General features: G+C 59.8%; 10 protein-coding genes. 7 read left to right on the top strand and 3 right to left on the bottom strand.

Going from position 1 to position 13,558, the window contains the following annotated elements:
- Positions 1-229 precede the first annotated feature (229 nt).
- Positions 230-1,840: an autotransporter outer membrane beta-barrel domain-containing protein gene (locus tag DBR44_RS15640; protein ID WP_124644953.1), complete on the top strand. Its 1,611-nt coding sequence runs from the start codon at positions 230-232 to the stop codon at positions 1,838-1,840.
- A gap of 644 nt (positions 1,841-2,484) precedes the next feature.
- On the opposite strand, the gene DBR44_RS15635 is transcribed toward DBR44_RS15640, so the two are convergent.
- The 3 genes from DBR44_RS15635 to DBR44_RS15625 form a co-directional block, all read right to left on the bottom strand.
- Positions 2,485-3,222, bottom strand: a complete 738-nt coding sequence (locus DBR44_RS15635) for an anaerobic ribonucleoside-triphosphate reductase activating protein (RefSeq protein WP_158613633.1) — start codon at positions 3,220-3,222, stop codon at positions 2,485-2,487.
- A complete protein-coding gene (gene nrdD / locus DBR44_RS15630) occupies positions 3,200-3,376 on the bottom strand; it encodes an anaerobic ribonucleoside-triphosphate reductase (protein WP_124644951.1) in 177 nt (58 codons plus the stop codon). The genes DBR44_RS15635 and nrdD overlap by 23 nt, the downstream gene beginning before the upstream one ends.
- Before the next feature lie 149 nt (positions 3,377-3,525).
- Positions 3,526-5,283 carry a ribonucleoside triphosphate reductase gene (locus tag DBR44_RS15625; protein WP_255424592.1) on the bottom strand — a complete coding sequence of 586 codons (1,758 nt, stop codon included), beginning with the start codon at positions 5,281-5,283 and terminating at the stop codon, positions 3,526-3,528.
- 237 nt (positions 5,284-5,520) lie between these two features.
- Between DBR44_RS15625 and DBR44_RS15620 the strand changes: the two genes are divergently transcribed.
- From DBR44_RS15620 to DBR44_RS15595, 6 genes are all read left to right on the top strand, one after another.
- A complete protein-coding gene (locus tag DBR44_RS15620) occupies positions 5,521-6,627 on the top strand; it encodes an ABC transporter ATP-binding protein (protein WP_124644949.1) in 1,107 nt (368 codons plus the stop codon).
- A gap of 73 nt (positions 6,628-6,700) precedes the next feature.
- Positions 6,701-7,726 carry a polyamine ABC transporter substrate-binding protein gene (locus DBR44_RS15615; protein ID WP_233578612.1) on the top strand — a complete coding sequence of 342 codons (1,026 nt, stop codon included), beginning with the start codon at positions 6,701-6,703 and terminating at the stop codon, positions 7,724-7,726.
- 253 nt (positions 7,727-7,979) lie between these two features.
- Positions 7,980-9,248 carry an ABC transporter permease gene (locus DBR44_RS15610; protein ID WP_124644947.1) on the top strand — a complete coding sequence of 423 codons (1,269 nt, stop codon included), beginning with the start codon at positions 7,980-7,982 and terminating at the stop codon, positions 9,246-9,248.
- A 28-nt stretch (positions 9,249-9,276) separates the two neighbouring features.
- A complete protein-coding gene (locus tag DBR44_RS15605) occupies positions 9,277-10,095 on the top strand; it encodes an ABC transporter permease (RefSeq protein ID WP_103524522.1) in 819 nt (272 codons plus the stop codon).
- A gap of 192 nt (positions 10,096-10,287) precedes the next feature.
- On the top strand, positions 10,288-11,838 hold the full coding sequence (locus tag DBR44_RS15600) for a FecR domain-containing protein (protein WP_124644946.1): 1,551 nt from the start codon (positions 10,288-10,290) through the stop codon (positions 11,836-11,838).
- A 21-nt stretch (positions 11,839-11,859) separates the two neighbouring features.
- Positions 11,860-13,482 carry a CHASE2 domain-containing protein gene (locus DBR44_RS15595; RefSeq protein ID WP_124644945.1) on the top strand — a complete coding sequence of 541 codons (1,623 nt, stop codon included), beginning with the start codon at positions 11,860-11,862 and terminating at the stop codon, positions 13,480-13,482.
- Positions 13,483-13,558 lie beyond the last annotated feature (76 nt).

Below are 13,558 nucleotides of genomic sequence, written 5' to 3'. Positions count from 1 at the left end.
TGTCCATATTGTGCCTCCCATTCAAGCAGATCACCGCTGGGGTTTGATGGAGCATCCTGTGCATCCGATAAAGCTCAGTACAAATAGTTAAAAAGTGACAAGCAAAAACCAAATTTAATATCGAAAATCTTTCATGCTGATATTTTCATATTTCATATCCCGGTGTTACATTTCGTAAGCATGATTACAAAAATTAACCGAAATGAACATTTAAAATGCGGGTGAGATTATGAAGATAAATTTGAAAAAGATTTGCTCTAGTTTGGGTATGGCAGCGGTAGGTAGCATGCTGGCTGTTCCTGCATTTGCTACGCCAACCGGACCAATGCTGTGGACCATCAACGCTAATGATGGAAATTATGGTTCCTACTCTTCCAGTTTGTACGGCACCACTTCGGCAGGTACCAGTTCAACCTTGAGTTGGCAAACGGCAGGTTATTTCTGGTCCGGTACCATTGGTCTGACCAATGCCCAAGGCAAGCTGCTTGCGCTAATTACCACCAGTAGTGACAACTACAGCTTGGTAACCAAAGGTGCAAATGGCTTTAGGGTGGGTAGTAGCTGCACCGCAACGCAGTGCGTTGTGGTCAATCCGGGTACCACCCAATCCTTGCTTGCCGCCGTCAACTCGGCAAACGGAGGTAGTGGTATCAACAGTGCTGTGGGTGACGGTCTATATTTTGTTAGCGCCAGCAACATCTATTCCTTGATTGGCTCTACCAGCCAGTATGTCAGTGCTGTTAACGCCGAACAGAACCTGCCGGGTCAGGGCGCGGCACAAGTACTGGATAACCTGATTGCCAATAATCCCAACAATGCGCTGGCCATCAAAATGGCAGCTGCAGGATCGGGAAGCAATCAATCACAGAGCAGCATCGTTTCCCAAACGCTTCCACTGTTTGTCGGTGCCAGCCAGAACGCCAGTCGCTCTGCACTGAGCGGTATTGGCAACGTGGTAAGCAACCACCAGGCTGCCGTACTGGGCCAGTCCTCTGGTGATACTGTTTTCAGTAACAAAACAGTATGGGCCAAACCCTTTGGTTCCTGGGTTGATCAAAGTGAGCGTGATGGTACTGCAGGCTACAAGGCAGATACCGCAGGTATCGTCTTCGGTGTAGATGCCAAACTGTCGACCTCTAATTTGCTGGGTCTGTCGCTAGCCTATGCCAATGCCAATGTAAGCGGTAAAGACTCTGCATCTGGCAACTCCGCCAAAATTGATGTCTGGAACCTGACGGCTTATGGCAGCCACAAGCTGGACAATGGCGCACTGCTTTCCCTGCAAGTGGGCGCCGGCAAGAACACCACGCATGGTAGCCGCAACATCAGCTTCGATAGCTCTACCGCCAACTCCAGCTACGACAGCACCGTATTTTCCGTGGGTACCGGAATACAGCGCAGCTATCAGCTGACAAGCTCCCTGGCTTTCACACCGGAACTGCGTGCTGATTACAATACCATCCGCGATAGCAGCTACAACGAGAGCGGTGCAGGTGCGCTGAATCTGCAAGTCGATAGCCGTACATCGGAGCAGCTGACCTTCGGTCTGAAGGGCAAGTTTGACTACAACTCGGGGGGTAAAACCACCCTGTTTACGACTGTGGGTGCTGGCTATGACGCAATTCGTGCCAATGCCAATGTCACCTCAGCTTATGCTGGTGCCTCCAATCTCAGCTTTACTACCAGTGGGGCAAAAGCACCCCGTTGGTCAGAACAAGTTGGCGTGGGCGTCAGCCAAAAGCTGAACAGCGGCTGGGAGCTGACTGGCCAGTATGATGTTGAGCGCCGTAATGGTTACCTGAACCAATCTGCGGCCATCAAACTTAGCCTACCTATCTAAATGGATCGCACCCGGTAACTACTTGCCATTGCAGCTAGCTACCGGGCGTCTCTTTTCGTCAGTATTGTTAGTTTGTGCTGCAGCGTCCCTGCTCCTCCACTACGCTCATCCTTGGTCGCTAGTATGTCCGATATCTTGTGTAAATCGGTCGTTACTCCCAGCCATTCTCACGGACCGCTTTGGCCGAGATTGAAACCTTGGCTTCGTATCTAGGCAATGGCCGCACCTGGCCGATAACAGTCATGCTAGCGCATTGGCATGGCAAAATTTCCTGCCCTGTTTCAGATACCGATCTACACGACTATTCGCATCCAGCAACATCGCACCGACTAAACCGCTTCCCGTCAGCGTAAGCCGACACGGACGTGCCGTCCAGGGTGTTAAGCAGTGGCGTGGTCGGGCGGAATTTCGCAGTGCGGCCCGTCGCCTTTTCTTTGGGTTCTTGCTGTTGGCGAAGTATCGCAGCAAAAGAAAGTACCTCGCTGGCGGAGCAAGACCGGCGCAGTTAAATGCAGCGCTACTGGATGACCGCCCACTTGCCGACATGGAACGAGAGCAGATTTTGTATCCGCTCACGCAAAGGATGGTTTCGCTGTCGTCTGGCGCTGAACTACGCTGCTTGACCTGCGGTACGGCAGCGGGTGCTAGGCTGCCCGCCAGACAAAATGCGTAAAGGATTGCTGCCAGTAATCCAGCACCGCCCTCCCCGGCCACTGTGCAGCATCAAACAAGGGCTGGCCCTTGCCATCCCGGCCCTGCTGTAAGGCGGCATGCGTCACGCCTTTGGCCTGCAGGGTGTCCGCCAGCTGAAACAGGCTGTCTGCCGTCATCACGCGCGGGTCCAGCGTGGTGCGGCATTCCAGCGCGGCACCGCTGTCCGACACCATCGCCAGTGCGATATCCAGCGCCTGCCACATCCGCGCCTCGCTGCCGGAGACGCCGCTCACCACATCCACCCCGCCGGGTGCGGCCTTGATATCAAAGCCGATCCAGTCCACCAGTCCGGCCACGGCTGCCAGCCGCTGCGGGTAAATGCCGGCAGTGTGCAGGCCGATGGCCATGCCTAGTTGGCGGGCGTCCTGCATCCACTCGGCCAGCTGCGGGGCCAGCGTGGGTTCGCCGCCGGAAAACACCACGCCATCCAGAAAGCCCACCCGTTGCGCCAGCACAGCACGAACCGCCGGCCAGTCCAGCACACCGGCGCTGCGTGCCTGCAGCGCGGCATTGTGACAATAGCCGCAGCGCCAGGGGCAACCCGCCACAAACACCGTGGCCACCAGCCGCCCCGGCCAGTCGCAGCTGGAAAACGGCTCGATCCCGGCCAGCGGCAGCAGCACCGGGCTGGCCGGGCTGCGCGACTCAGCGATGCAGATGCTGTTCATCAAAATGCAGGCGCTCGGCAAACTCGCCCTGCTTACCCACATTAAAGGCAGAGACCGGGCGGAAATAACCCATGACGCGGGTCCAGACTTCGCAGCGGGTACGCAGGGCCGGGTCCAGCTGTTCTGCCTGTTTGATTTCGGTTTGATGGGACATGTTGTTCTCCTGTGAGGGTTGGGAATCAGGCGCGGCTAACAAAATGGCGTAGCGTCTCTGGGGCAAGGCGCGCCGCCGCAGACAGTACATGCCGTACGGCAAGGCGGCGCAACGCAGCAGCAGGCTTTTTGTTAGCCGCGCCAAGCTTTTCAGCAGCAAGGCACGGTGGCTGCCGTGGAGCGGGAGCGGGCCAGCAGCTCGGCATCGCACTTGGGGCAGAATTCGTGGTGGCCGCTCAGATAGCCGTGCTGCGGGCACACCGAGAAGGTGGGCGTGACCGTGATATAGGGCAGACGGAAGCGCTGCAGCGAACGGCGCACCAGCTGCTTGCAAGCGGCAGTGGAACTGATGGCTTCGGTCATGTACAGGTGCAGCACGGTACCGCCGGTATAGCGGCGTTGCAGCGGTTCCTGATGGCTGAGCGCGGCGAAGGGGTCGTCGGTATGCCCGGCCGGCAGCTGGCTGGAATTGGTGTAGTACGGCTTGTCGGCCGGCCCTGCCTGCAGGATGTCCGGGTAGCGCTTGCGGTCTTCACGGGCAAAGCGGTAGGTGGTGCCTTCGGCCGGGGTGGCTTCCAGGTTGTACAGATGGCCGGTGTCTTCCTGCATCTGCACCATGCGGGCGCGGATGTGGTCGAGCAGATCCAGCGCCAGTTGCTGGCCGGCGGCACTGGCAATATCCTCGGCATCGCCAGTGTAATTGCGCACCAGTTCGTTGATGCCGTTTACGCCGATGGTGGAGAAGTGATTGCGCAAGGTGCCCAGATAACGCTTGGTGTAGGGATACAGCCCGTCATCCATCCAGCCCTGTACCCGCTGGCGCTTGATTTCCAGGCTGTCGCAAGCCAGGGCCAGCAGGCGGTCGGTTTCGGCCAGCAGGCCGGCCCAGTCGCCGCGGAAGCGGTAGCCCAGCCGGGCGCAGTTGAGCGTCACCACGCCGAGCGAGCCGGTCTGCTCGGCGCTGCCGAACAGTCCATTGCCGCGCTTGAGCAGTTCGCGCAAGTCCAGCTGCAGCCGGCAGCACATGGAGCGCACCATCTGCGGCTCCAGATCGGAATTGAGAAAATTCTGGAAATACGGCAGGCCGTAACGGGCGGTCAGCGCAAACAGCAGCTCGGCATTCGGGCTGTCCCAGTCGAAATCCGGAGTGATGTTGTAGGTGGGAATGGGAAAGGTGAAAGCCCGGCCATGGGCGTCGCCACTGGCCATCACCCGCAGGAAGGCGCGGTTGATCTGGTCCATTTCCGGCTGGCAGTCGCCATAGCAGAACGGCATTTCCTCGCCGGCAATCAGCGGAATCTGGCCAGCCAGGTCGGCCGGGCAGCTCCAGTCGAAAGTGAGATTGGTAAACGGCGTCTGCGTACCCCAGCGCGATGGCACGTTGAGGTTGTAGACAAACTCCTGCAGCGCCTGCTCTACCTGCTCATCGCTCAGGCCATCGCGCCGGATGAAGGGGGCCAGATAGGTATCCACGCTGGAAAACGCCTGCGCTCCGGCCCATTCGTTTTGCAGGGTGCCCAGGAAATTCACCATCTGCCCCAGTGCCGAACTCAGATGGCGCGGCGGCGCCGCCTCTACCCGGCCTGGCACGCCATTAAAGCCCTCGTGCAGCAACTGGCGCAGCGACCAGCCGGCGCAGTAGCCGGCCAGCACATCCAGATCGTGCAGGTGAAAATCTGCCTCGCGGTGGGCGGTGGCGACGGCTGCCGGGTAGATGCCATCCAGCCAGTAGTTGGCAGTCAGCTTGCCGGCGGCATTCAGGATCATCCCACCCAGGCTGTAGCCCTGGTTGGCATTGGCAGATACGCGCCAGTCGGCGCGGCTGAGGTATTCGTCCAGCGTGGCAACCGGACTGACCAGAACAGGTTTTTTCATAACAATATGTAGTGCCTTAAATTTTTCAAACACTATATATTGATTTCAGAGTTGCAAAAGTCACAGCTGAAAAAGGCTTGATACGGATCAAGTGCCGCCTCAGCCGGCCAGACAGACCAGGCCGCCGCCCGCTTTGCATGCCGCTGTCGTGTAGGGATTGCCCTACAGGACTACAGCATTTTTCCTGACAGAAAAATCCGCAGCCTCCCGATACCCCTGCTGTCATCCACTTTTTACAATTCAGTCATCACCATTTAAACAGGAGTGGTCATGGCTGAAACGAACGCAAGCGACATCCTGGTCCGCTTCAAGAACGTACAAAAGAGCTACGACGGCGAGACCCTGATCGTGAAGGATCTCAATCTGGACATCCGCAAGGGCGAATTCCTTACCCTGCTGGGTCCGTCCGGCTCCGGCAAGACCACCAGCCTGATGATGCTGGCCGGCTTCGAAACCCCGACCGCCGGCGAGATCATGCTGGGCGAGCGTTCGCTCAACCGCGTACCGCCGCACAAGCGCGATATCGGCATGGTGTTCCAGAACTACGCGCTGTTTCCGCACATGACCGTGGCCGAGAACCTGGCCTTCCCGCTGAAAGTGCGCGGCATGGACAAGACCGATGTCACCGAACGGGTGAAACGCGCCCTGTCCATGGTGCAGCTGGACAAGTTTGCCAACCGCTACCCCGGCCAGATGTCCGGCGGCCAGCAACAGCGTGTGGCCCTGGCCCGCGCCCTGGTGTTCGAACCGCAACTGGTGCTGATGGATGAACCGCTGGGCGCACTGGACAAGCAGCTGCGCGAACACATGCAGATGGAAATCAAGCATCTGCACGAACGCCTGGGCGTGACCGTGGTGTACGTGACCCACGACCAGAGCGAAGCGCTGACCATGTCCGACCGCGTGGCGGTGTTCCATCAGGGTGAAATCCAGCAGATCGACAGCCCGCAAGGCCTGTACGAGCATCCGCGCAATACCTTTGTTGCCAACTTCATCGGCGAAAACAACCGCCTGCACGGCAAGCTGCTCAGCCGCGATGGCGAGCGCTGTACCGTGGGCCTGGAAAACGGCGAGCGCGTGGAAGCCATGGCCGTGCATGACGCTGCCCCCGGCCAGCCGGTATCGCTGTCCATCCGCCCGGAACGTATCAATCTGAATGTGGCACAGGAGCAGAACCGCTTCTCCGGCCGCGTGCGCGAATTCATCTACCTGGGCGACCACGTGCGCATCCGCATGGAAGCCTGTGGCAACTCCAGTTTCATCGTCAAACAGCCAATCGCCACACTCGACCCCAAGCTGGCAGTGGGCGACGTGATTTCGCTGGGCTGGAATGTAGAACACGTAAGAGCGCTCGATCCCGTCGAACTGGCCGAGTGAGTGCGTGCAAGTGAGTAGCGTGTAGTAGCTGTAGTCTCAAAACAATATGGAGATCTATCAAATGAAGAAATGCATGAAAGCTCTTTCGCTGGCCGTGGTTGCCGCTTGCTGTGCTCAGACTACCCTGGCCGGTGACTTGACCGTGATTTCCTTTGGCGGCGCCAACAAGGCGGCCCAGGAAAAGGCTTACTACGCTCCCTTCACCAAGGCTACCGGCGTCAAGGTAGTGGGCGGCGAATACAACGGCGAAATGGCCAAGGTCAAGGCCATGGTCGACACCAAGAGCGTGTCCTGGGACGTGCTGGAAGTGGAATCCCCAGAGCTGGCTCGCGGTTGCGATGAAGGCATGTTCGAAAAGCTGGACTACAGCAAGATCGGCAACAAGGCCGACTTCGTATCGGGCGCAGCCCAGTCCTGCGGCGTGGGCATCTTTGTATGGTCCACCGTACTGGCCTACAACGCCGACAAGCTGAAAGTTGGCCCGAGCGGCTGGAAGGATTTCTGGGATGTGAAGAAATTCCCGGGCAAGCGCGGCATGCGCAAGGGTGCCAAGTACACCCTGGAAGTAGCACTGATGGCTGACGGCGTAGCGCCGAAAGACGTGTACAAGGTACTGGCCACCCCGGCTGGTGTGGACCGCGCCTTCAAGAAGCTGGACCAGTTGAAGCCGAACATCCAGTGGTGGGAAGCCGGTGCACAGCCGCCGCAGTATCTGGTATCCGGCGACGTGGTGATGAGCTCGGCCTACAACGGCCGTATCGCCAACACCCAGAAGGAAGGCAAGAACCTGAAGATCGTCTGGGCCGGTGGCATGTATGACTTCGACTCCTGGGCTATCCCGAAGGGCTCGCCGAACAAGGACGCTGCACTGAAGTTCATCGCCTTCGCCAGCAAGCCGGAAAACCAGAAGGTGTACTCGCAGAATATCGCCTACGGCCCGACCAACAAGAAAGCCGTACCGCTGCTGGACCCGAAACTGGTGGCTGATCTGCCGACCGCCCCGCAGAACATCAAGAGCGGCGTAGCCGTGGATGTGGCTTTCTGGGCTGACTTCGGCGAATCGCTGGAACAACGCTTCAACGCCTGGGCTGCCAAATAAGCAGCTGTAACACGCATGACTGCTGCCGGTACTGATGCCGGCAGCAGACCCACCCCCTTAAAAATCATTCATAGTCTGCTGCGCTTCGGCGATGCTGCGTTAAAAACGCCTGCGGAATGCTCATTTACTGCATGTAAACTGCGCTTCCTTAGCCGTTTTCGCCTTGCCTCGCTCTAGCTCGCGAGACTCTGAACCGGTTTTTGGGGTTCATCCCCAGGGGGTTTTACCCCTTACCTGATCCGGAGCCGGAAGAATGACCGCTTCCTCTGCACCCACCACCGCTATCGCAGCCACCCTGCCGGAGGCCGGCCGTTCTCTGAAACAGAAACTGGCCCGCGCCGAGCGCATGAACAAATTCAAGTCCCAGCTGCTGATCCTGCCGCTGGTACTGTTTATCCTGCTGGTGTTTGTGCTACCCATTACCAGCCTGCTATTCAAGAGCGTCAACAACCCGGAAGTGGTTGATGCCATGCCGCACACGGTCAAGGCCATCTCCGGCTGGAGCGGCCGCGCCCTGCCACCGGAAACCGTTTATGCCGCTGCCGCACAGGATATCCAGCAAGCACACGACAACCAGAAGCTGGGTGACCTGGGCAAGCGCCTGAACATGGAAGTGGCCGGCTACCGCAGCCTGCTCAACAAGACTGCCCGCGCCCTGCCGATGGACCCGGCCCCCAAGTCCTACAAGGAAGCACTGACCAATCTGGACGAGCGCTGGGGTGACCCCGCCTACTGGCAGGCCATCCGCCGCAACACCAGCAGCCAGACCCCGTTCTACCTGCTGGCATCGATGGACCACCGTATCGACGATCTGGGTGAAATCAGCCGCTCCTCGCCGGATCAGGCCATTTACCTGGACATCTTCACCCGTACTTTCTGGATGAGCCTGGTGGTCACCGCCATCGCGCTGGCCCTGGCTTACCCGCTGGCCTATCTGCTGGTCAACCTGCCCACCCGCACCAGCAACCTGCTGATGATTCTGGTATTGCTGCCGTTCTGGACCTCGGTCCTGGTACGCGTTGCCGCCTGGATCGTGCTGTTGCAATCGGGCGGTCTGATCAACTCCACCCTGGAATGGCTGGGCCTCATCGATCATCCGCTGCAACTGGTGTTCAACCGCACCGGCGTGTACATCTCCATGGTGCACATCTTGCTGCCCTTCATGATCCTGCCCATCTACAGCGTGATGAAAGGCATCTCGCCCAGCTATATGAAGGCGGCCATCTCGCTGGGCTGTCACCCGTTTGCCAGCTTCTGGCGCGTGTACTTCCCGCAGACCGTGGCCGGCATCAGCGCCGGGGCCTTGCTGGTGTTCATCCTGTCCATCGGCTACTACATCACCCCGGCCTTGCTGGGCAGCCCGAACGACCAGATGGTGAGCTACTTCGTGGCCTTCTACACCAATACCTCGATCAACTGGGGCATGGCGACCGCACTGGGCGGCCTGCTGCTGGCAGCCACCATGATCCTGTACATCGTTTACAACTGGCTGGTGGGCGCCAAGAGCCTGCGCCTGGGCTGATCCTCACCCTTTCCCGGAGACATAAAACATGCTGAACCCGACCATGTCGCCCATCGAAAAGGTGTGGCACTACGTACTGCGCATCACCAGCGGCCTGACCTTGCTCTTCCTGATCATGCCGGTATTGGTGATCATCCCGCTGTCCTTCAACGAAGGCTCTTTCCTGGTGTACCCGCTGACCGGCTTCTCCTTCCGCTGGTATCAGGACCTGTTCAGCGCACCGGAATGGATCCGCTCGCTGCAGAACAGCATGATCGTGGCCCCGGCCGCCACCGTGCTGGCCATGGTACTGGGTACGCTGGCGTCCATCGGCCTCACCCGTGGTGAATTCCGTGGCAAGGGCATCATCATGTTCCTGCTGATTTCGCCCATGGTGGTGCCGGTGGTGATCGTCGGCGTGGCCAGCTACCTGTTCTTTGCCCCGCTGGGCATGGACAACAGCTATACCACGCTGATCCTGGAACATGCAGCGCTGGGTGTGCCCTTTGTCATCATTACCGTGACGGCCACCCTGCAGGGCTACAACCACAACCTGACCCGCGCTGCGGCCAATCTGGGTGCATCGCCCATCACCACCTTCTTCCGCATCACCTTGCCGCTGATCGCACCGGGGGTGATTTCCGGCGCGCTGTTTGCCTTTGCCACCTCGTTTGACGAAGTGGTGGTGACCCTGTTCCTGGCCGGTCCGGAACAAGCCACCCTGCCACGGCAGATGTTCAGCGGCATCCGCGAAAACCTCAGCCCCACCATTGCAGCGGCGGCTACCCTGCTGATCGGCTTCTCCATCCTGCTGCTGCTGACGCTGGAATGGCTGCGCGGCCGCAGCGAGCGCCTGCGTACCAGCTGAGTCTGACCATTTCCTCATCTGCTCCATCCATTGCAGAGCATTGCAGGCCGGCCCTAACAGGTCGGCCTGATTTTTATCAAGCAATCGCTATTTAATGCCCCGGCAAAACCGCTATGGCTTGTAATCCTCGGCCAGCAGCATACTATTCAGATAGTCTGCGTACATTGCGCCCATTCCTCTGCCCGTTTGTTTATGCGACTTATCTCGGCTTTAAGCCTGATTTTTCTAAGCAACACCCTGTTTGCCGGCCCAGGCATCGACTCTGCCACCTGGGAATACCAGGTCAAGCCGGGGGATTCGCTGTGGTCGTTTGCTGACCAGCACCTGTCTTCACCCGCCTATGTTCCGCGCCTGCAAAGCCTCAACCACATCGCCGATCCCTACCGCCTGACACCGGGCAGCCGTATCAAAGTGCCCTATCCCTGGGTACGGCAGCATCCGTCCAGTGCGCAGATCGAAGAGTTTTCCGGCGAGGTGACAGCGCACGATGCCAAGGGCAAACCGCTGCCCATCAACAAGGAAACGCGCTATCCCAAGGGTGTGCAGTTCCAGACCGGCAACGACGCCATGCTCAAGCTGCGCTTCGAAGACGGCTCCACCCTGCTGCTGAACGCCAACTCCAGCGCCCAGCTGCAAAACGAAATCTACTATCCCAGCACCGGTTCGGCCAAAACCGAAATCAAGCTGGACAAGGGTAATGCCGGCAGCTCGGTGATTCCCAACATCCTGATGCCCAACCGCTACCAGATTCGCACGCCATCGGCCGTCACCACCGTGCGCGGCACCGAATTCCGCGTCAATACCGAGTCCGGCAATTCCACGCTGACCGAAGTGCTGCGCGGCAAGGTCAGCGTCAGCAGCAAGAGCAAGGGCCAGGTTGATGTTCCGGCCGGCTTTGGCACGCTGGCCACCGGCTCGGGCAAGCCCAGCGCACCGGAAGCCCTGCCCGCCGCGCCCGACCTGGACCTGCTGCCCGCAGCCAGCAGCTTCAACCCGCCCCTGCTCAAATGGACCGGCGACCAACAGGCCGTGGCCTACCGCATCAAGCTGCGCGGGCCTGGTGAGCATGGCCGCCTGCTGACTGAGCGCACGGTTGCAGCACCGCAGCTGTTCCCGGCACTGCCGGCCAATGGCGAATACCTGCTATCGGCACGGGCGCGCAACCAGCGCGGACTGGAAGGCTACGACAGCAGCAAAACCTTTATCCTGAACGCCTTCCCGCCGCCGCCCCTGCTGTTTGGCACGGACGGCCCGCAGGAAATCCGCAGCCAGTCGCTGCCGCTGAAGCTACTGGCCAGCCCGCAGCAGCCATTGCAACTGCAACTGTCCCGCAGCAGCGACTTTGCCACCATCAGCCAGAATCTCACACTGCAGGACGGCGACATCACCTTGCAACTGCCGGACAAGGGCCAGTGGTTCTGGCGCGTGGCCCGGCTGGATGGCAAGGGTCAGCCCGGCCCGTACAGCGACGCCCAGCAGGTCGTGGTCAAAGGCCTGTTCTCCAGCATCGGCAACAACACGCCCGCCTTGCTGGGGCGGCATTACCCAGTAAGCGGTGCACGCTACACGCTGAAGCTGGCGGATAATCCGGCCATGCGCAATATCAGCTACCGCGATACCCAGCCGCAACCGGCCTGGTTGCTGGACAAACTGCCACGCGGCCAGTACTTTGCCCAACTCGAAGTCAATGGAGATGATGGATATCACGCGGTGGAAGCGATTGAAAAAATCAACATCCAATGAGCAATCGCATAAAATAAGCGCATGCCATCACCGATAAAACACCGGTCATACCAACTGCTTCCCCTGCTGGCGGGCCTGCTCGGCCTGCTGCTGGCCCTGACTGGTGCCGTGCAGCGGCTGGATTACTGGTTTTATGACGCGTCCCTCAGCCGGCACGTGCTGCACAAGAGTGCCGACGATCCCATCCTGATCGAAGTGGACAACCGCAGCCTGGCCGAGATGGGCAGCTGGCCCTGGCCTCGCGAATTGCACGCCCGCCTGATAGACCAGCTGCAATACGCCAAAGCCGTCGGCCTCGACATTGCCCTGGCGGAAAGCACCCTGGCCAGCAACAAACCCGATCAGTCACTGGCTGCCGCGATCCAACGCAATGGCAAGGTCGTCAGCCCGGTGTTTCCGGAAAGCGCCGGCGACAGCCTCACCGAAACCAGGCCGATACCGCTGCTGGCAGCGGCCTCCAACCGGCTGGGACACACCGACTTCGAGCGCGACAACGACGGCGTCATCCGCCGCACCTATTTGATGGCCGGTCTTGGCACGCCGGACTTTCCCGGCTTTGCCAAGGCAGTGCAGGAGGTCGCGCAAGGCCTGCCCGCCCCGGCGCTGAAACGGCCCTTCCATGCCAGCGACGAATCATGGGTGCGCGACGACGAAGTACTGGTGCCCTTTGGCAACGGTGCCGAACCCTTCGAGCGCATATCGTATATCGACGCCCTGTCCAATGCCGGACGCGAAACGTTCCGCGACCGCATCGTGCTGATCGGGGTCACTGCGGCCGGGCTGGGCGATATGCACACCACGCCGATTTCCGCCAATTCCGCCGGCATGCCCGGCGTGGTGATCAATGCCTATCTGCTGCGCGGCCTGCAGGATGGCAGCCTGGTCCGGCCACTCAGCCTGATACGTCAGGCCTTGCTGACCCTGCTGCTGATCGTGGTGCTGGACTACCTGCTGGCACCATGGGGCCGGCAGCGTACGGTGCTGATGGCCTATCCTGCCGCCGCGCTGCTGGTGGCTGCCGGATCCATGCTGCTGCTGAACCAGGGCCATATCTGGTTCGCCCCGGCCAGTACCATGCTGGTGCTGCTGCTATCCGGCCTGACCCGCTTCATCGCGCGCCAGGCCAGCCTGCAGACGCTGGCCACCACCGACGGGCTGACCCAGCTGGCCAACCGCCGTCATTTTGACGAAGTCTTCATCCCGGCCATCGAGCGCCAGCGTAATGCCCAGCAGCCGCTGGCCTTTGTCCTGCTGGATATTGACCACTTCAAGCTTTACAACGACCAGTACGGTCACTATGCCGGCGATGTGGTACTCAAGCGCGTGGCCCATGTGCTGCGGGAGTCATTCCAGCGCAAGGGCGAGTTGCCGGCCCGGCTGGGCGGCGAAGAGTTCGGCGTACTGATGCCGGGTGCCACCATGCAGGATGCAGTTGATGCAGCCGAAACCTTCCGCCAGCGACTGGAAGACCTCGACCTGCCACATGACGGCAGCCCGCTGCACAAGGTGACCTGCAGCATCGGTGTAGCCGCCCGCATTCCCCAGCCCAGCGACACCGCCCAGCAAATCTACGAAGAGGCCGATGGCGCGCTCTATATCGCCAAACGCTCCGGCCGCAATGTGGTGAGCCCGGCCTCCAGCTAAAAGGTGATGCAGACGGAATGACCATGAAAAAGGCAGCCATCCGGCTGCCTCAGATTATTGACAAACCCCTCTCGCT

Source organism: Aquitalea sp. FJL05 (assembly GCF_003852595.1).
Lineage (GTDB): Bacteria > Pseudomonadota > Gammaproteobacteria > Burkholderiales > Chromobacteriaceae > Aquitalea > Aquitalea aquatilis.
This window is presented reverse-complemented; position numbering and strand designations above follow the sequence as displayed.